Source organism: Acinetobacter sp. WCHAc060042, assembly GCF_003231195.1.
In the GTDB taxonomy this organism is placed as follows: domain Bacteria; phylum Pseudomonadota; class Gammaproteobacteria; order Pseudomonadales; family Moraxellaceae; genus Acinetobacter.
Window position 1 is genome coordinate 1 of the sequence record NZ_QKVN01000014.1, and the last position, 18,729, is coordinate 18,729.

18 protein-coding genes are annotated in these 18,729 nt (G+C 42.0%); 5 read left to right on the top strand and 13 right to left on the bottom strand.

Annotation, left to right across the window (positions count from 1 at the left end; all coding sequences use genetic code 11):
* Positions 1 to 10: 10 nt before the first annotated feature.
* Complete coding sequence (locus tag DPG01_RS07710; RefSeq protein WP_086210322.1) at positions 11 to 850, bottom strand: SDR family NAD(P)-dependent oxidoreductase; 840 nt, start codon at positions 848 to 850, stop codon at positions 11 to 13.
* A gap of 201 nt (positions 851 to 1,051) precedes the next feature.
* On the opposite strand from DPG01_RS07710, the gene DPG01_RS07715 reads away from it, so the two are divergent.
* The 3 genes from DPG01_RS07715 to phoR all read left to right on the top strand — a co-directional run bounded on the left by DPG01_RS07715 (position 1,052) and on the right by phoR (position 4,043).
* Positions 1,052 to 1,750: a TetR/AcrR family transcriptional regulator gene (locus DPG01_RS07715; protein ID WP_086210323.1), complete on the top strand. Its 699-nt coding sequence runs from the start codon at positions 1,052 to 1,054 to the stop codon at positions 1,748 to 1,750.
* 214 nt (positions 1,751 to 1,964) lie between these two features.
* Positions 1,965 to 2,675 carry a phosphate regulon transcriptional regulator PhoB gene (gene phoB / locus DPG01_RS07720; RefSeq protein ID WP_086210324.1) on the top strand — a complete coding sequence of 237 codons (711 nt, stop codon included), beginning with the start codon at positions 1,965 to 1,967 and terminating at the stop codon, positions 2,673 to 2,675.
* 9 nt (positions 2,676 to 2,684) lie between these two features.
* The gene (gene phoR, locus DPG01_RS07725; RefSeq protein WP_110974691.1) at positions 2,685 to 4,043 is read left to right on the top strand and encodes a phosphate regulon sensor histidine kinase PhoR; all 1,359 of its coding nucleotides are present in this window, start codon (positions 2,685 to 2,687) and stop codon (positions 4,041 to 4,043) included.
* Positions 4,044 to 4,138: 95 nt separating this feature from the next.
* On the opposite strand, the gene asd is transcribed toward phoR, so the two are convergent.
* From asd to DPG01_RS07750, 5 genes are all read right to left on the bottom strand, one after another.
* Positions 4,139 to 4,990 carry an archaetidylserine decarboxylase gene (gene asd / locus DPG01_RS07730; protein ID WP_110974692.1) on the bottom strand — a complete coding sequence of 284 codons (852 nt, stop codon included), beginning with the start codon at positions 4,988 to 4,990 and terminating at the stop codon, positions 4,139 to 4,141.
* Positions 4,987 to 5,835 (bottom strand): sulfurtransferase, encoded by an 849-nt coding sequence (locus DPG01_RS07735; protein ID WP_110974693.1) that lies wholly within the window; start codon positions 5,833 to 5,835, stop codon positions 4,987 to 4,989. The genes asd and DPG01_RS07735 overlap by 4 nt, the downstream gene beginning before the upstream one ends.
* Before the next feature lie 171 nt (positions 5,836 to 6,006).
* Complete coding sequence (gene pncB, locus DPG01_RS07740; protein ID WP_086210328.1) at positions 6,007 to 7,209, bottom strand: nicotinate phosphoribosyltransferase; 1,203 nt, start codon at positions 7,207 to 7,209, stop codon at positions 6,007 to 6,009.
* 116 nt (positions 7,210 to 7,325) lie between these two features.
* A complete protein-coding gene (locus tag DPG01_RS07745) occupies positions 7,326 to 7,820 on the bottom strand; it encodes an ankyrin repeat domain-containing protein (protein ID WP_110974694.1) in 495 nt (164 codons plus the stop codon).
* Positions 7,821 to 7,962: 142 nt separating this feature from the next.
* Positions 7,963 to 9,483 carry a catalase gene (locus DPG01_RS07750; protein ID WP_110974695.1) on the bottom strand — a complete coding sequence of 507 codons (1,521 nt, stop codon included), beginning with the start codon at positions 9,481 to 9,483 and terminating at the stop codon, positions 7,963 to 7,965.
* Between the two features lie 231 nt (positions 9,484 to 9,714).
* On the opposite strand from DPG01_RS07750, the gene dtd reads away from it, so the two are divergent.
* Entirely contained in the window at positions 9,715 to 10,155 is a 441-nt protein-coding gene (gene dtd, locus DPG01_RS07755) for a D-aminoacyl-tRNA deacylase (protein ID WP_086210331.1), read from the top strand.
* Between the two features lie 47 nt (positions 10,156 to 10,202).
* Here the strand turns inward: dtd and DPG01_RS07760 are convergent, their stop codons facing one another.
* From DPG01_RS07760 to serB, 4 genes are all read right to left on the bottom strand, one after another.
* Positions 10,203 to 10,715, bottom strand: a complete 513-nt coding sequence (locus DPG01_RS07760) for a hypothetical protein (RefSeq protein WP_086210384.1) — start codon at positions 10,713 to 10,715, stop codon at positions 10,203 to 10,205.
* Between the two features lie 64 nt (positions 10,716 to 10,779).
* Positions 10,780 to 11,259, bottom strand: coding sequence for an SCP2 sterol-binding domain-containing protein (locus tag DPG01_RS07765; RefSeq protein WP_004691804.1), 480 nt, complete (start codon positions 11,257 to 11,259; stop codon positions 10,780 to 10,782).
* A gap of 150 nt (positions 11,260 to 11,409) precedes the next feature.
* Entirely contained in the window at positions 11,410 to 11,745 is a 336-nt protein-coding gene (gene aciT, locus DPG01_RS07770) for a ciprofloxacin tolerance protein AciT (RefSeq protein ID WP_004691806.1), read from the bottom strand.
* Between the two features lie 410 nt (positions 11,746 to 12,155).
* Entirely contained in the window at positions 12,156 to 13,376 is a 1,221-nt protein-coding gene (gene serB, locus DPG01_RS07775; protein ID WP_086210332.1) for a phosphoserine phosphatase SerB, read from the bottom strand.
* A 77-nt stretch (positions 13,377 to 13,453) separates the two neighbouring features.
* Here serB and DPG01_RS07780 point away from each other — a divergent pair, with 77 nt between their 5' ends.
* Positions 13,454 to 14,707, top strand: a complete 1,254-nt coding sequence (locus tag DPG01_RS07780) for a hypothetical protein (protein ID WP_086210333.1) — start codon at positions 13,454 to 13,456, stop codon at positions 14,705 to 14,707.
* Positions 14,708 to 14,764: 57 nt separating this feature from the next.
* On the opposite strand, the gene ppk1 is transcribed toward DPG01_RS07780, so the two are convergent.
* The 3 genes from ppk1 to pncA all read right to left on the bottom strand — a co-directional run bounded on the left by ppk1 (position 14,765) and on the right by pncA (position 18,656).
* Positions 14,765 to 16,828, bottom strand: a complete 2,064-nt coding sequence (ppk1, locus tag DPG01_RS07785; protein WP_110974696.1) for a polyphosphate kinase 1 — start codon at positions 16,826 to 16,828, stop codon at positions 14,765 to 14,767.
* A 120-nt stretch (positions 16,829 to 16,948) separates the two neighbouring features.
* A complete protein-coding gene (locus DPG01_RS07790; RefSeq protein ID WP_110974697.1) occupies positions 16,949 to 17,950 on the bottom strand; it encodes a bile acid:sodium symporter family protein in 1,002 nt (333 codons plus the stop codon).
* Between the two features lie 61 nt (positions 17,951 to 18,011).
* Complete coding sequence (gene pncA / locus DPG01_RS07795; protein ID WP_110974698.1) at positions 18,012 to 18,656, bottom strand: bifunctional nicotinamidase/pyrazinamidase; 645 nt, start codon at positions 18,654 to 18,656, stop codon at positions 18,012 to 18,014.
* Between the last annotated feature and the right edge of the window lie 73 nt (positions 18,657 to 18,729).

Genomic DNA, 18,729 nt, shown 5'->3' on the forward strand with positions numbered 1-18,729 from the left:
TATCACGATATTAAGACTTTCTTTGGCTTAATTTGGTCGCAAAAGCGGTCACTTTTTGGTAGCCCGTCGGTAAAATACGCTGGATCAAATCTAGCGTTTTCGCATCATTGCCAATCAATAAACGGCGTTTATCTTTTTGTACGGCCTCTAAAATCTGACGTGCCGCTTCTTCTGGTGGGCAGCGTAGTAGTTTATTGAAAGTCTGTGCAGACTTGTCTGGGTTCATTCCGATGCTACGCAAGCTGTCATTCACTTTGGCAGCATTGGCAATATTGGTTCGAATCCCGCCTGGATGCACACACAAAGCACTCACACCAGAGTTTTCCATGTCCAGCTCTTGGCGTAGCGACTCGGTAAAACCACGTACTGCAAATTTAGTTGCATTGTAGGCAGACTGGGTCGGTTGAGCAGTCAAACCAAACAAGCTTGAAATATTGATGATATGTCCATCGCCTGTTTTCTTAATAAACGGCAGAAATTCTTTGGTACCGTAGACCACCCCCCAGAAGTTGATCCCTACAATCCATTCTAGCTCTTCATAGGATGCCCCTTCTACCGTTGAACCCAGAGCCACCCCTGCATTATTAAAAATCATATTCACTGAACCATGATTCTGTACCGTTTCTTCAGCCCATGCTTTCATCGCCAAACGGTCAGAGACATCTAATTTTTTCGTGGTAACCCGTACATTGCTACCTTGCAGTAATTCAACTGTTTTCGCCAGACCCTGTTCATTGACATCACTCAACGACACATGACAGCCCGCCTTGGCCAATAAAAGTGCCAATTGTTGTCCAATACCCGACCCTGCACCTGTAATTGCTGCGACTTTATTCTTAAAATTCTTCATGAGATTTTGCTTATCCTTTATCTTTGTACATCGACTGTAGATGCTTTTTTTATAATTGACAATATAAATTGTCATAAATTTGATAGCTAAAAGTGTCAAGTCAATGAAAACCCAATAAAGATCTTTGCTTACGCATAGGTACAGACCTTGTTTATTGTTAAACTACAGCAAATCTTGGCTTTAATAGGGCGATGAAACCTGATGACTGCATCTGAACAAATACAACAAAACAGCGATCACAATAAAACCAAAGAACGCCAATTCAAAGGCTTATCACTTTCTGAGCGTAAACAGCTACGTCGTGAAAAACTGATTGAAGCAGGGATCGAAGCCTATGGTACTCACGGTTTTTTTGCTGTAACAGTGAAAGATATTTGTAATGAAGCCAAACTCACCGAACGTTATTTTTATGAATCGTTTAAAAAAAGTGAGCAACTGTTTCAAACCATTTTTTTAAAACTAATTGATGAGTTACAGCACAACGTCATGCAAGCCATCATGCAAGCCTCATCTGATCCACATAAAATGATTGATGCTGGACTACGTGCTTTGCTCACCACACTAAAAGACAATCCCCGCATGGCACGGATTATTTATATTGACGCGATGTTGGTCCAAGAATTACATAATCAAGCCACCATTCATGAAACCATGACCCGTTTTGACCGAATGATTCAAGCCTTTGTAATGCTGATGATGCCGCAAATTAACCGTTCTGAACGTGAAATTTCACTGGTTGCGACAGGCTTGAATGGTTATGTGACTCAAATTGCAATCCGCTGGGTGGTCAGTGGCTTTAAACAATCCTTTGAAGAGGTTCTATCTTCAAGCCGTATTGTGTTTATTTCACTCTTAGAAACCTTTTCAGACCCCAATACACGTGCAAAACTAGATATCTAAGACGCTCAATTTGGATTCCATCTGCACTTTTAAATAAATTTTAGATTAAACTTCCATTAATTTTTTAATCAAATATGACGATTTTTTGTCACATTTTTTTGCAAATTTAATCAATCGTCTGTTTTTTGCAATGATACTGTCATAATTAATCTTTGTAATAAGCCTGTCATAAAATTAAAACGGCCTGCCGTTACCTACAATAGGATATTGCGTTGTGAAAGATGACTACATTTTAATCGTCGATGATGAACTTCCCATTCGAGAAATGATTCACACCTCGTTGGATATGGCAGGCTTTCAATGCTTACAAGCAGAAGATGCAAAACAAGCCCACCAAATGATTGTGGATCAGCGTCCTGCATTGATCTTACTCGACTGGATGATGCCTGGCGGGGTCAGCGGTGTAGATCTATGCCGCCGCCTGAAACGTGATGAAAATCTCTCTGAAATTCCAGTGATTATGCTCACGGCGCGTGGTGAAGAAGACCATAAAGTACAAGGTCTGGATGCTGGCGCAGATGACTACATGACCAAACCGTTTTCGACCCGTGAATTAGTTTCACGAATTAAAGCAGTTCTACGTCGTGCCAATGCCCTCAGTGGTGAAAAATCAATTGATGCCAATGGCTTAATCTTAGACCCTGTCAGCCAACGAGTGAGTTTCGGTGACCATATTCTAGATATGGGACCAACAGAATACCGTTTATTGGCGTTCTTTATGACCCATCCTGAGCGTGCTTATACCCGTGCTCAACTTCTTGACCAAGTTTGGGGTGGAAACGTGTATATTGAAGACCGTACCATTGACGTACATATTCGTCGTTTACGTAAAGTGCTTGAGCCTTATGCTGCTGATCGCTTTGTACAAACAGTGCGTGGTACAGGTTATAGATTCTCTACACGTGCGGATATCGCTCTAGGTTAATTTTCTTTTATGTATGAACCCTACCCAGTCCCAGAACTTGCACGCGAACATAAAAAAACGCGATACAGCAGTTTATGGGGCTTTGCCAAACAGGACTTACGTCTGCTTGCCTTTTTCTTGCTGATTGCGAGCTTGATTGGCTTTGGTGTTGGTTATTTTTGGACGTGTATCGCGGTTGCCTTTGCCGTTTTTTTTATTCTGCAAATGCGCTCTTTGTATTTGGTCAATGACTGGATTTCTAACCGTCCCTATGAAGTTCCACCCAACTTGGGGGGCATTTGGGGAGCACTATTGTTCAATGTCTACCGTGCCCAACGCCAAGAACGAATCGTACAGGCGGAAATGGTCGGACTGATTGATCGAGCACAGTCATCCTTGGTCGCTTTACAAGAAGCAGTGGTACTGGTCGATGACATGCAACAAATTGAATGGTGGAACCCTGCCGCAGAGCGTTTATTGGGCATTGAACAAAATGATCGTGGCCGCAATATTTTGACTTTATTACGCCAACCGAATTTTGTGGATTATTACAATAATATTGATGCTGCACCAGACGGCTTAAAAATGAAGTCATCCAGCTTTGATGAACATTATGTTCAGGTCAAAATGACTCGATTTGGGGGTGAAAGTCGCTTACTGGTCGCCTATGACGTGACCCGCATGCACAATCTTGAACAAATGCGTAAAGACTTTGTCGATAACATTTCGCATGAACTACGCACACCGCTGACGGTACTTAGTGGTTACATTGAGACTTTTACAGACCAAGAAGACCTCAACCCACGTTGGAAGCGGGCTTTTGACCAAATGCAAGCCCAAGCCAAACGTATGAATGCCTTGGTGAATGATTTACTGTTATTGTCACGCTTAGAAAACGACAAGCAGATCGCAAAAAATCAAATCATTGATATGCCTAGTTTGATGAACCAACTCTATGATGATGCACATGCCTATAATATTGATTATGGTCATACGCTGAATCTTGACATTGACAGTCACTGCGACTTGATCGGTTCTGATATGGAGTTGGCCAGTGCGTTTAGTAACCTGATTACCAATGCCATCAAATACACACCAAAAGGTGGAACCGTGACCATGGGCTGGCACGACAATGGTGAACAAGCTTATTTCACGGTGGAAGATACAGGTATCGGTATTGATCCCAAACATATACCACGTTTAACCGAACGTTTTTATCGGGTCGACAGTGCACGTAGTCGACAAACGGGTGGCACAGGTTTAGGACTCGCAATTGTGAAACACGTGTTGATGCAGCACCAAGCACATTTAGAGATTGAATCTAAAGAAAACCAAGGCTCTATTTTTAAAGTGATTTTCCCCAAAGAACGCACCTATACTCCTGAATAAGCCTTTCTTCAAAAGTATGAAAAAAGCACCGATATCGGTGCTTTTTTGTCACTCATCTTCCGTTTAACAAAGACAGAGACCGAGAGCTGAAACGATTAAAGCGTGTGTCCCATCGCTTCACCCATCACCACAGTCGAGTTGGCTTTAAAGACTGCATCCCACGTCATTTTGTCTTTTTCAAACAGTACCACAGCGGTTGAACCCAAATAGAAGCGACCCAGTTCAGCACCTTTATCCAAGAACAGCTGATGCTGATTTAACTCTAAACGGCCCGTAGGTTTCACCTTGCCAGTTGCAACGGTTTCAATCCCCGCCACAATCATGGCACCGACTAAAACCACGGCCATACGACCGATTTCTGTATCAAATAAACAGACCATACGTTCATTGCGGGCAAACAAGCCTGGAATATTTTCAGCAGTCGTTTGATTGACCGAGAACAATTCACCCGGTACATACAACGTTTCCGTCAATGTGCCTGCAAATGGCATATGCACACGATGATAATCTTTAGGTGATAAATATACTGTTGCAAACTGACCATTTTTAAACGGTTCAGCCAACTGCGGATCCGCAATCAAATTATCAACAGTAAACTTCTGCCCTTTGGCTTGGAAAATATCACCTTCTACAATTGGACCCAGTTGCGAAATAGCCCCGTCGGCAGGCGACACAATGCTGGTCACATCAGTATCAATATCACGCACACCCTCTTTTAATGCACGGGTAAAAAACTCATTAAAAGATTTGAACTTCAGTGCATTGCTTTGCTCCGCAATCGACATATCAATGCCGTACTGCGCTTTAAAAGCCGTGATGACTGCATTTTTCACAATCGGGTTTTCACTGGCTGCAACTTTACCCACGACACGTGATAATTGATGTTGCGGTACAACACGTTGTGCCTGAATGAAAATTTGTTTTTTTAAGCGTGATGTGAGGCTCAAGACGGCATCTCTCCGGTAATGATAGGACTGTCGAGGCGGTTGCCCCATTCACTCCACGCACCGTCATACGCCTGAATATTCCAACCCAATAAACGACCTAAAATATAAGCCAGTCCTGAACGGTGATGTGACTGACAATACACCACCACAGGTTCATTTAAGTTAAAACCCAATTGCTCTAAGCGTTGCTGCGTGCGTTCTAAAGGGTGCAATCTTAAATGATTTTCACGGTTAAGTGCAGTACTCCATTCAAAATGTAATGCATTTGGAATGTGACCACCGCGTCGCGCTGCAAGGCGGAGACCCGTATATTCATCTTCTGTTCGGCAGTCCCAGAGTTGGACCTGACTACTTTGAACTTTGTCCAATAACTCAGTATATTCAATTCGATACTGCTGTATTTTGGCTTGATCGACCTGTACCAAAGTACTAACAGATTCAAACTGCTCCACCTCAGACGTCGTTGGCAATCCTGCCGCAAGCCATGCATGAATTCCACCATTCAGCAGGCTGGTATTTTCAAAACCTAAGCAGTGTAAATTCCAAATCAAACGCCCAGCCCAAGCACCACCTTCATCATCGTAAACCACCACATGATGCTCGGGTGAAATATTCAGATAAGAAATCAGTTCTCGTAGCCCCTCAGCATCGGGTAGTAAACCCGTAGCCTGTTCGTCTTGGCGTACTAAAAATTTTGGCTTTAAATGCAAAGCATGTGGAATATGCAACTGGTCATAGACCGAGGCGCGACTTAAATCTACGATGCGTAGTTTTTCATTGCCTAAATGCGGAACCAACTGTTCTGCTTCTATCAGTAAGCCAAAATTAAAGGCAGAATGTGTCATATTATTTCGTATATTTTCAGGTCATGCTTTGATCTTAGCACAACTCATTTTTACAATTATTCTGATTTTTTGCATTCCTTTAGCAGAATTATAGATATCTCTATTTGTCTCATTTAAAAAGCGTAATGCCAAAATGAATTCTGGCATTACAAACACTGGAGTTATATAAACTTATACCTCAGTAATCTCAAAAATTTGACGTAAATAGGCCAAAAAAGTATCGTTATCAGTCATGGTCTTACCTGGACTATCAGAAATTTTCGCAACCGACTGACCATTACATTCAACTAGTTTAAGCACAATATTTAATGGCGTTTGCCCCATGTCATTGGTCAAATTGGTGCCTATCCCGAAACTCACTTGAAAACGGTCTTTGAAATAGTTGTGTAAATCCCACGCTTTCTCTAAATTCAGTCCATCACTAAAGGTCAGCATTTTGGTTTTACTGTCAATTTTCAGCTTTTTATAGTGAGCATAGGCCTTATCGCCCCATTCATACGGGTCGCCACTATCATGACGCAAGCCATCGAACAGTTTGGCAAAGTACAGATCAAAATCACGCAGGAATGCATCCATCCCCACCACATCCGTCAAAGCAATGCCTAAATCACCGCGGTACTCTTGTACCCACGTTTCCAGTGCTGATTTTTGGAAATTACGTAAACGTACATCCAACGCTTGGAAGGCTTGTAGGAATTCATGCGCCATGGTGCCAATCGGGGTAAGACCTAATTGCTTCGCAATTAAGACGTTACTGGTACCACGGAAAATATGTGGTGCAGCTTGATTAAAGACTTCAATCACATGTTTTTGCCACGCCAGACTATAGCGTCGACGTGTACCAAAATCAGAAACTAAAAATGGGGGATCATTTGGGGTTTGCGATGTTTCATAGTGTTTTAATAAGGCCACTTTAGCTTGTAGTCGACGTTCGCCCTCAGCCATGACCTCATCTGTCCGAATACGACGGAAATACAACTCATTGACGATGGCAAGCACAAAGATTTCAAACATCATGGCTTGAACCATCGGCCCTTCAATCCGAATATCTAAACGACCTTGGTGATCAATACTGGCCACAATAAAACGACGTTTGAGTTGAAACAACTCTAAATAATCGACAAAGTCACTTTTGATAAAGCGCAAACCGCGTAGATATTGCAGTTCATCGTCTTGAAAACGCAGTTGGCAAAGCAAATCTAATTGGTGATTTAAATCATCCAGAATGTCGACCAAAGGATAAACCGTGTCATCCAAATTACGGCAACGAAACTGGTACACACTATGTGCTTGAGGGAACTTATGCAGTACCACCTGTAGCATCGTAAATTTGTACAGATCAGTATCTAATAAGGATTGGATGATGGCAGACATATCATTTTCGGTTTTTAGCAACTTATTGCATTAAAGCACATTTTTTTAAACTGCATAGCCATGTTTTAGTAATTCACTAGCGCTATTCGACCAAGGTTCAAAGTGAAATGTGCTTTTTACTCTTGTTGAGACTCTGTTTCTATCCATTTTTCCAGCTGTTGTTCTTGACCAATCACTTTTGCAAATTCTCGTACTGTTTTTTGACCTGTCTGTTTGGCCTGTACATCACAATCAACTTGGCGTAGCTGATTGGCAATCGACCATTCCAACTTAAATATTGCCCCCATAAGAGCCGTATTACCTTTGTGATCGCGTAAACATCGGTCAGCACCATGTGTTAATAACAGCGTTACGACATCTTGATGACCATAATAACTGGCGATCATGAGCCCAGTAAAACCTGCGTGGTTTTTCTGATTGACTGGAAAACCATACTTTAAAAATTCACTCATCACATCTTGATTGCCAGTTCGAGCTGCAGCAAAAAATAGATCTATTAAAGCTTGTTGCGATTGCGCTAAGGATGCTGTCGAAGTCGTTTGTTCTGCATAGACAACCGAAGTACTTAGACTGAGCACTGCAACCATTAAACCGTTAAATAGAAATTTCATGACATATCTTCCACTGTTTAGCGGTTAAAAATACAATGCCTGTAAAACTCGCCCTAGGGTTGCAGGAAAGGTTCTGAGTTTTACAGGACTTTTGGGAGGTGACGTCCTCGCCCTAGTCACCAATTTTGTTCAGACGTGTCCATTAGTCTTGTAGCAATGCTGCTTTAGCTTCTACTTGCTTAAGATTTCCTTTGGTTGCCACAGTTAAACGTCTGCCATAATCTGCATCCGCTTTATAAAAATATGACAACATCAGATTTTTGGTTTCTGGATCTTTGACTTGACCTAAGTCGGCCGCAAGGTTCCGAATCAAATCATTTTTTTCCTGTGTTGAATAAGAGCGGTATAACTCACCAGCTTGTTTAAAAGGCTGTTCTTTTTGAATCGCCTGTTGCAACACTTTTTCACCCAGAGGTGTATTCACAGCCTTGGCATGTAATACCGCGGACTTAGGCTCGGCACGACTGGGTTCATAGTTCACATCAGAATCACGATGCGACATATTCATCGCGCCTTCCTGATTGTTATTTTGGACAGCGACAAGCGGACGGTTGACAGGAATTTGTTGATGGTTTGCTCCCAAACGATACATTTGCGTATCTGAATAAGAGAAAATGCGACCTTGCAACAAACGGTCTTCTGATGGTTCGATACCTGGGATTAAATTTCCTGGTGCAAAAGCTGATTGTTCCGTTTCATTAAAGAAGTTCTTTGGCATGCGATTCAGCGTCAATGTTCCAACTTTGAATTCTGGAACTAAATGAGTTGGCCAAATTTTAGTTGCATCCAATGGATTAAAATCAAAATTATTTAAGTCTTTAGGATCAATCACTTGAATATACAAGTCCCATTTCGGGAAATGACCTGCATTGATATTGTTATACAAATCATTGGTTAAATGGTTGAAGTCCTTCGCCTGCATTGCAGCCGTTTCTTCCAGATTCATACCTTTTACCCCCTGCTTCGTACGGAAATTAAATTTCACGTACTTATATTCACCTTTAGCGTTATAAAGCTTAAAGGCATGTACCCCAAAACCATCCAGATTACGGTAGCTCACAGGTGTACCCAAATTTGAGTAAACATAGGTCAACATGTTGACTGACCAAGGTTGGCTTTGTAGAAAGTCGAATACGCGATTGGCATCTTGTACATTTGACACAGGACTTGGCTTCATGGCATGAATGAAGTCTGGAAATTTGATGGCATCACGAATAAAAAACACAGGAAGATTATTTCCCACTAAATCCCAATTGCCCTCTTGTGTGTAAAATTTCAAGCCAAAACCATGTGGATCACGTAAAGTTTCTGGTGAACCTTTCGGATGAATGACGGTAGAAAAGCGTAAAAATACAGGGGTTTTAGTGCCTCCCTTAAACATGGAAGCCACGGTTAAATCGGATAAATCTTTGCTTGCAACAAACTCACCATAGGCCCCTGTACCACGCGCATGTACGACTCGCTCAGGAATACGCTCTCGGCCAAAGCGTTGCAGTTTTTGAACGAGTTGAACATCTTGCAGTAAAGTCGGTCCGTATTCGCCCGCAGTTATTGAGTTCTGATTGTCTCCGACTGGTGCACCATTATCTTTGGTTAATGTCGCTGCTTGTGTAACACCCGTCGCAGTTGCCAACATTGCAACTAACAAAGAAAACTTAAACATCGTTTCTATCTCACTAAAATTCCTACCTTTCCTGCGTCAGCCAAGATACAAAAATTACACAAATTGTTAAAACGGATAATTTTCATAAATTTAATCGGTTTATGGAATAGTGTGATCTTTATTCGCTATTCTTCAGTCATTTATGTGCAAAATATGCTTGATGATCTGCTCAGGCAATATAGGTTTGCTACAATTCCACTTTGCATAATCAAGCGATAGATCAAATCAATCATGCGAGCCTTATTACAACGTGTTCTCGAAGCCAAAGTGGTCGTCAATGGTGAAACCACTGGCGAAATTCAACACGGTATCTTGGTTTTCTTAGGTATAGGAAAAGATGATACCTTCGAAAAAGGGAAGAAACTGGTCGATAAGATCTTAAAATATCGTTTCTTCGATGACGAACAAGGTAAAATGGGTTGGAACGTGAGTCAGGCAGGTGGTGGAATCTTACTGGTCTCTCAGTTTACCTTGATGGCGCAGACGCAAAAGGGCTTGCGTCCTGACTTTGGACCCGCTATGCCACCAAATGATGCCCAAGCCTTATATGAACAATTGGTTGACTATGCCAAGGCCCAGTTTGAAACTGTACAGACAGGTATTTTCGCCGCCGATATGAAAGTACATTTGGTCAATGATGGCCCTGTGACTTTTAATTTAGAAGTCGAATAAAAAAGCAACGTATCAAAAAGCCCTCAGTTGAGGGCTTTTTGATAGGATTAAATTTGCTTGATGAATTGTGCTCGCGCCAACATATCCTTAGGTACTTCATCAATGAGCATAACGGTAAGATTTTGATTGTTTTGCATCTTGTTACTTTCAGTATTAGAAATCTCTAAAAGTGTATTCACATCATTAGGGCTTAAGCTATACATAGCACCAGTAGCAGGATCAACAATCAAAAAGCCGACTAATCCACCAAAAACGATATTAGCTATATACCAACCATTCATTTTTGCAGTGACATGTACGGTTTTCTGTTGATAGCCTTCTTTTGAAAATGTAACGTCATAACTTGCGGGTTTAAAATACCCATTACCACGTTTAAGAGTGACCGTTGCAGGGGTTGAGCCTGTATGAATTTTCTCACCCAGTTTATTTGTGATCACAATATTTGCTGTGTCAGGAACTGACTTAAATGTCAGTGTCTGCGTTGAGCCAGACATAATACTCGCACAACCTGTTAGTGCTAAAGATGCTGTCATTAATGTTGCAGTTAAAAAAGTTTTCATAAAAAAATTACCCCCATAATTTGGGGGCAATCATATTGATAAATATATTATTTTTCAATAAAACTTACTTACCCGTTTTTTCTTTTAAAAACGCACGAGCGGCTTTAATTTTTGCTTTCACAGGCTTTGGTAGCTTTGGCGGAACCAATTTTGCAACTTGGTTAAACCAAACCAAGAGACCAAAATCACCTTCCATTTTAATGCTGCCGTTTTGCATGCCAGTCATAAATGCGGTTGGATCACCTTTGATTAAAGTTTTCACACCCTGCTCACTGTCCGCAAACTGTAAAATAAAATCGGCTTTTTCAGCATCACCTGAAACCGTATCAATCTGTCCATTATTGACAATAATTTGGCGGGCCATACCCAAATCCGTACCAATCTGAATACGGAACTGACGCTCATGAACCAATTCAATAAATTTTGGGCTAGTGCGTGCCAGTTGTTTCATACGCAGTGCCAGACCTGTAACCATTAAATCCAGCGGATCCGTGCTGACATCAACCAATGGAAGTTTAACCACAGGAATTGAAGATAGTTTCATGACATGTAAGCCTATTGTAATTGTTGATAAATTGACTGTTTCCAATCCTACCACAAGTTGCCATTTTTACTGCTAGGCTTTGTATAACAATCATGTAAGAACGTAAAAAAGATGCCCTAGGCATCTTTTTGTACGGTATGTACTTATGACTTAGCGGCTAGAACATTGCTGTTGGTCATCTTCATATACAGGTGTATGTTCAATACAACGGCGCTGCGCCAATGCACGTTCTGCACGACGGTCTTCACGTAGAAGTAACATCGTCACAATAAGCATCGCTGAAGTTAAAGCAGTTAAGTAGCTATAAGTGATTGGCATTTCAAAGACTGCTTGCACACCTAGGCGAATGACTTCCAGTATTCCCCAAAACACCATACCCGCCACCATAAAACTCAACCAGCGACGATAAGGCGAAAAGAAAACAGCAATCAACGCAGCGGCGACTAAACTCAAGCCAACGATGGTAGCTAAATTCGCTGTTACCATAAAAACCTCCGTCTAAGATCAGTTCAAGCGATCTATACACTGCGCTGAACCCATCCCCTATACCGTTTAAAATTAATGGATTGTGTAGCTTTCAAACTCTATGCATGCATTATGAGCAGTTTTGAAAAGAAAAAAAGGCTTGTATTTTTAGAATGCGACATACCTTGTCGCCATATTATATTGTCATTACATTTTTTTAGATTTGAACTTTTCCAAAACAAAGACACGCTCGGTCTTGGCGTGTCATTACAAAATAAAACCCTTAATTTCAGCAGTTAAAAATATTTTTTTCGATTCTGTTGATCGTTGTTTTTATCAACATTTTTCACTGACCACTCATCGCTTTTTGCTTAAATTTGCAACAAAAAAACGCAGCTCAAGGGCTGCGTTTTTTATCCTCACAAATGCTTTTAGGCACGATTCAAATCTTTATCATGCACGCCCAATAAATACAGAACACCATCTAAACCAACACTTGAAATGGCTTGATTCGCGTTTTGTCTTACCAATGGTTTCGCTCGGAATGCGACCCCTAAACCCGCAATCGACAGCATCGGTAAATCGTTTGCACCATCGCCTACAGCAATGGCTTGTTCAAGCGAAATCCCCATCTTTTCAGCTAATTCACGCAGCAATAATGCTTTACGTGCACCATCGACAATGTGGCCTTTCACTTCACCTGTCACTACGCCATTTTCAACATCTAGGATATTGGCATGCACTTCATCAATGCCCAATTTCGCTTGTAAATACTCAGCAAAGTACTGGAACCCACCCGACAAAATCGCGGTACGGTAACCTAATGCTTTTAAAGTTGAGATTAAACGTTCCGCACCCTCTGTAACGGTCAAGCGCTCCGCAATCTTAGGTAGAACAGAAGCATCCATTCCTTTGAGCAGTGCGACACGTGCACGGAAACTTTGTTGGAAGTCCAACTCACCCTGCATGGCACGTTCTGTAATTTCAGCTACTTGTGCGCCGACACCTGCTTCAATAGCTAACTCATCAATCACTTCTTGCTCGATTAAGGTCGAGTCCATATCAAAACAGACCAAACGACGGTTACGGCGGTAGGCATTGTCTTCTTGAACCGCGACATCGACATTCAACTCATGTGATAAGCGTAAGCAAGCCGCACGCATCGCTGCAGCATCCAGCATTTGTCCGCTTAAACCAAATTGGACACAAGCGCGCTTTGGCCCATCCAATTCGCCATTTAAGACTGGACGACCTGACAAACGGGTCACAGTTTCAATGTTGAAACCTTGGTTGGACACAATATTTGTAACTGCTTGTAAGTGTGCAGCCTCAAGCTCTGGCGCCAAAGCCGTGACTATATAGCGCGTCCGTCCACCTTCGCTCACCCACTGGTCGTATTCAGTTGTAGTGATTGGTTTAAAACGTACAGTTAAACCAATATCATGTGCTAAAATTAGAATTTCTTTCATCGCCAAAGCCGTTGCGGTTTGGTCATCTGAAGAAACAACTATACCCAAGGTCAATTGGTTATGAATAACTGCTTGTCCAACATCTAAAATTTGTAGTGAATGAGTGGACAATACCTGCATTAATCGAGTGAACTGATTAGGCTGGTCTGGTCCTAAAAATGAAATAAGAATGATTTCTCGCATGAATTGACTCGGGTCTGAGCTACGACTATTGTTAGAATCATAATCGAAATTGAATATATTTTCTTTGGAAGTTTACGTTGAATGCGCCTAGACAAGGGCTATTTGCTAGCCTATTAATTGTAAGTTTTGCTTTACATACCTTTTTATTGGTATTGGCAACGACTCATCAACTGAATGAAAACCGTGCCAGCCAAGGTCAACTGATGACCTCTCAATTGGTGACAGACAGTCTTACAGAACTGGAACCTGCCAACACGGTTTCTCTCGCGCTTTTGGTGGATCGCTATGCGACCAACCCAAGCGTAGCTTCCATTCGTATATTGGATGCCAATAATCAAGTGCTGGCAACTGGTGGTCAGGTACGAACACGAGATGGTGAAGTGTTTGTTCGTGATGCGCTACAAAACGAAAAGAAAGTGGGTAGTATCGAGATCACACTCATCAAACCAAGTATGGGTGAAATTCTACGGACGCAATGGTTAGCAATTTTATTGTCTTTGGCGATTCATGGTTTACTGTGGTTGGCTTATCGTGCGATTGCTCGCCCAAGCCGTACTGAATACTTAGCACGGATCAATAATGAATCTCGCTTAAAACACGAAATTCAAGTGTTAACGCAAACACTAGAACAAGAAAAACATCATGCTGCGGTCGCGATTGCTCAAGCACAGCAACAACTCAAAACGAGTGCTAAGCCGAAAGAGCAAAAACCTGTGATCGTGGACAACCATTCGGTCGCACTCAATATTCAATTCTATGACCCAAAACAATTGATGGACTCAGTCAATACCACGGTCTCAATTCCGTATTTTAACTTGTGCCAAATTTTTCTGAATAAAAGTACAGAGCTTTGCTTAAAGCACTTTAAATTAAACAGCTCAGACGTCAGCACACATCAGTCATTTAATGAGCATGGTGCAACCCTCACCATGTCGACCGACACGCCGAATGCCGTGCCATGTCTCATGATGATTAGCAGTGTGTTCCAGCTATTGTCTGACGTTTTATATAAACGTTACCGCGAAGAAAAGCGCTTTGTTTTGCAAACACGTTGTGGTATTTCAACTGCAGTTGATGCAATGCAACTGTCTGCCACTCAAGCATCTGAACGTTTAGTGCAACAACTATCTGCCAAAGAAAGTGCGGTGCATTTAAGCAATGAATTATTGAAAGACATTTCCGAAAGCTATCAATTGATCAATTTACCGAATCCAACCAATGTCTTGACCCGTCATGCCTTTATGGTCAATGGTATGGGTTCAGAGTCTGCCGAATTGGCACAAACTTTAAGAACTGAAATTCTAAAAGCAAAACAATCTAAAGCCTCTTAATTAAGCCCGAGCAGAAAAAAAGCCTGACACATGTCAGGCTTTTTTTCTCTGTCGAACTCAAATTTTCAGTTGCTTTTGGGCAACCAAATGTTGCTGTGCACTATAGCGCTGCTCTGGATCAGTACAGGCTACTTTAAGCCAATGACCATCGGCTTGTAGCTCCCAAGCATTTAAACAATCATTCAGGTAGCTTATTAGCCCATCTTTATAAATTTGTTTTTTCAAAGTACGATCTAATATTGGAAAGCAGGTTTCCACACGTGAAAATAAGTTGCGTCCCATCCAGTCTGCACTGGCACAGTACAGCTTTTTCTCACCGCCATGTTCAAAAAAGTAAACTCGCGTATGCTCAAGAAAACGACCCACGATCGAACGTACACGGATATTCTCAGACATACCCTGGACCTGTGGAATCAAACAGCAGATCGAACGAATAATCAGATCAACCCGCACCCCAGCTTGTGACGCACGATACAACGCAGCAATCAGTTGCGGTTCAGTTAAAGCATTAACCTTAATGATAATACGTGCGGCCTGACCAGCTTGTGCAAACTCAATTTCTTGCTCAATCAGCTTTAACAGTTCACTGTGTAAAGTAAAAGGTGCATGTAATAATGCCTTCAACTTGGCCATCTTACCCATCCCCGTCAGTTCTTGAAACATGCGGTGAACGTCTTCACAAATATCAGGCTGTGTAGTCATCAGCCCATAGTCGGTATACATACGGGCATTACCCGCATGATAATTGCCTGTGCCTAGATGAGCATAGCGAATCAACTGAGCATTTTCACGGCGTACAATCAAAATCATTTTGGCATGCGTTTTATAGCCCACAATGCCATACACCACCACCGCGCCCGCCTCCTGCAAAATATTGGCCACAGTAATATTCGATTCTTCATCAAAACGCGCACGTAACTCAATCACTGCCGTGACTTCCTTGCCATTTCGTGCTGCCTCTGCCAAGACCTGTACAATTTCAGAGTCGGGCCCACTGCGGTAAAGGGTTTGTTTAATCGCTAGTACATTTGGATCTTTCGCAGCTTCTTTTAATAAGCCAATTACAGGCTGAAAAGAATCAAACGGATGATGCAACAATACATCCTGTGCTTTTAAAGTATCAAAGGTACTTTTTTGTTTACGCAAAACTTTCGGAATAACGGGAATAAAAACGGGATGTTTCAATTCAGGTCGATCACAACTGGTACTAAGACGTGAAAGATTGATCGGCCCATCAATGCGATAAAGCTCCTGCTCAGTTAAATCAAACTCCTTGAGCAGATAATCAATCACCGCTTCGGGACAGTCATCTTCAATTTCTAAACGCACCGCGCGCCCAAAGCGACGTGAAGACAATTCATCTTTTAGCGCAACCGCCAAATCGTCAACATCTTCCGACAAAATCAAATCGGCATTACGCGTCACACGAAAGGCATAACAGCCTGTAGCTTTCATACCTGGGAACAAATCGCTGATGTGTTGCTGAATCATCGCAGTTAAGAAAATCTGCGTGTCTACACTGCCTGAAACTGCTTTGGGCATCGAAATCAGGCGAGGCAAAGAACGTGGCGCAGGAACAATTGCCATCTCAATGCTTCGCCCAAAAGCATCCTTACCTTGTAAACTCACAATGAAATTCAGACTTTTATTCACGAGACGAGGAAAAGGATGGGAAGGATCTAGACTGATCGGGGTTAAAACAGGTTGGATTTCTTTGGCAAAATATTCTGCAATCCACGTTTTATGTTTTTCTAAGATGTCTTGGAACTGAAGGAATTGAATACCGTGAGCCTGTAACTCGGGTAGAATCGAATGATTGAGCGTTTCGAATTGTTTTTGAACCGCAGTATGAATAGATTGAGACAGGTCTTGTAGTACTACTTCTGTGGGGAGCGCATCAGGGGTTCTGGCAATGGCATTCATATCGCGTTGTTTCATCAAACCCGCAATACGAATCTCAAAAAACTCATCCAAATTACGTGAAAAAATAATTAAAAAATTTAAGCGTTCTAGCACAGGCAAACTCAAATCTAATGCTTGTGCTAAAACCCGCTGATGAAACTCAAATAACGATAGCTCTCGGTTGAAATACGTCACCGATGAATGCTGAAAATTATCCATACCCTCTCAATGCTGTTTAAAACAGTCTGTTATGAAGTGTTTGGCAGGGATGTTAGGCAGTCTTTATGACAGTTTAGTTACAATCACAGCCCAAATAGAAAGTTCATCCTGACTTTATGCTTAAAGCTTGAACAGCGTACAGTATTTAAACCAAAATATGTTCTTTTTCACTTTTTTTTTATTGAGCATTGAGTCTGCTTTTGTTGCCCAATAGCTGGCTAAAATAGGTCCTGAAATGTTGTGCCATAAACTAAAGATGGCGCTGGGGAGCGCTGTAATTGGAGAAGCAGCAAAATGCACAGCCGCCAAAGCCACGCCGAGACCTGAATTTTGCATACCCACCTCAATCGAAACCGCTTTACAGTCGGCATGTGGCAAGTGAAATAACTGTGCAGCCCCATACCCCAGTAAATAGCCAATAGCATTATGCAAGATGACTACAGCTAAAATCAGTAAGCCCGATTCTAAAATTTGTGCTTTTGAGCCACCAATAATCGCTGCCACAATCAACACAATTGCGACCACTGAAATTAAAGGCATGACTGAAATATAGCTTTCAACTTTATGTTTCAGTACAGCACGTACCACTAGCCCCAAAACAATAGGAAACAACACCACCTGTAAAATTGAACTCAGCATCGACCATGCATTTATATCAATCCACTGACTGGCCAGCAGATAGAAAATCGCGGGAGTCAGTACAGGTGCTAATAAAGTCGATACTGTGGTACATGCAACAGACAATGCTGTATTGCCTTTCGCCATGTAAGTAATGACATTAGATGCCGTCCCTCCTGGGCAACAACCCACTAAAATGACTCCTATGGCAATTTCAGCGGGTAAGCGGAACAACACACATAACATATAAGCCACACTTGGCATCACCACAAACTGGGCAGCCACCCCAATCGCAACTGCTTTCGGACTCTGCATCACACTTTTAAAGTCGTTCAACGTCATGGTCATGCCCATACCAAACATGATCAAGCCCAACATCCACATGATATAAGCTTTCATCCAGACAAAGGTTTCAGGACTCAAGAGTGCTATCCCTGCAAATAATACGACCCACAAAGCAAAGGTTTTTTGAATCCAAGTGGTAAATCTTAAAAAAGTGCCCATGACCTTTCCCTACAGCATGTCTTATGATTTCTATGTTGATAATTACAGAGTCCCGATTGGATCAATGCATCCTTTGTGCATATTGTTGTGCAATGTCTTTGCAATAGAGACGTTTTACGCCTTGCGCCAGCATGTCTTGCCATGCATGCTGTAAAGATCCCTGTAAGTCGATACCTTTGGTGGCATCTGCAATGACATAAGTTTGAAAACCGAGTTGCGCAGCATCTATTGCGGTCCACGCAACGCAAAAGTCTGTTGCAATCCCAGCAATAAATACCGTATCAATCCCACGCTCTCTTAAATAGCCTGCGAGTCCGGTTTGAGTCTTGTGATCCGCTTCTAAAAAAGCAGAATAACTATCAATGTGTGCATGACATCCTTTCCGGATGATCAACTGCGCTTTGGCAAGGTCAAGATCAGGGTGTAATTCAGCATCCTGCGTGCCTTGTACACAGTGGCGTGGCCACAGCACTTGTGTGCCATAGTCCAATTCAATGGTTTGAAAAGCTTGCTTTTCAGGATGATTCTCTGCGAAAGAAATATGATTTTCTGGATGCCAATCTTGGGTGAGTACAATATTGTCAAAATAAGCGCCCAACTGATTAATTTTAGGAATGATTTGATCTGCTCCTGCCACCGCTAGATTTCCGCCGGGGGTAAAACCATTTTGTACATCCACCACAATCAGTGCCATATTCTTCTGCATTCTTCTCTGTCCTTTTTGTTCTGTGCTCGAAGGCCAAGCTTAGCTTCATTTATAAAACAGTATTCATCCTCGC

What these genes read in the sequence shown, in the direction of transcription:
- DPG01_RS07710 (WP_086210322.1), bottom strand. Translation starts at nt 850, where the DNA reads ATGAAGAATTTTAAGAATAAAGTCGCAGCAATTACAGGTGCAGGGTCG.
- DPG01_RS07715 (WP_086210323.1), top strand. Translation starts at nt 1,052, where the DNA reads ATGACTGCATCTGAACAAATACAACAAAACAGCGATCACAATAAAACC.
- phoR (WP_110974691.1), top strand. Translation starts at nt 2,685, where the DNA reads ATGTATGAACCCTACCCAGTCCCAGAACTTGCACGCGAACATAAAAAA.
- DPG01_RS07735 (WP_110974693.1), bottom strand. Translation starts at nt 5,835, where the DNA reads ATGACACATTCTGCCTTTAATTTTGGCTTACTGATAGAAGCAGAACAG.
- pncB (WP_086210328.1), bottom strand. Translation starts at nt 7,209, where the DNA reads ATGTCTGCCATCATCCAATCCTTATTAGATACTGATCTGTACAAATTT.
- DPG01_RS07745 (WP_110974694.1), bottom strand. Translation starts at nt 7,820, where the DNA reads ATGAAATTTCTATTTAACGGTTTAATGGTTGCAGTGCTCAGTCTAAGT.
- DPG01_RS07750 (WP_110974695.1), bottom strand. Translation starts at nt 9,483, where the DNA reads ATGTTTAAGTTTTCTTTGTTAGTTGCAATGTTGGCAACTGCGACGGGT.
- dtd (WP_086210331.1), top strand. Translation starts at nt 9,715, where the DNA reads ATGCGAGCCTTATTACAACGTGTTCTCGAAGCCAAAGTGGTCGTCAAT.
- DPG01_RS07760 (WP_086210384.1), bottom strand. Translation starts at nt 10,715, where the DNA reads ATGAAAACTTTTTTAACTGCAACATTAATGACAGCATCTTTAGCACTA.
- DPG01_RS07765 (WP_004691804.1), bottom strand. Translation starts at nt 11,259, where the DNA reads ATGAAACTATCTTCAATTCCTGTGGTTAAACTTCCATTGGTTGATGTC.
- aciT (WP_004691806.1), bottom strand. Translation starts at nt 11,745, where the DNA reads ATGGTAACAGCGAATTTAGCTACCATCGTTGGCTTGAGTTTAGTCGCC.
- serB (WP_086210332.1), bottom strand. Translation starts at nt 13,376, where the DNA reads ATGCGAGAAATCATTCTTATTTCATTTTTAGGACCAGACCAGCCTAAT.
- ppk1 (WP_110974696.1), bottom strand. Translation starts at nt 16,828, where the DNA reads ATGGATAATTTTCAGCATTCATCGGTGACGTATTTCAACCGAGAGCTA.
- DPG01_RS07790 (WP_110974697.1), bottom strand. Translation starts at nt 17,950, where the DNA reads ATGGGCACTTTTTTAAGATTTACCACTTGGATTCAAAAAACCTTTGCT.
- pncA (WP_110974698.1), bottom strand. Translation starts at nt 18,656, where the DNA reads ATGCAGAAGAATATGGCACTGATTGTGGTGGATGTACAAAATGGTTTT.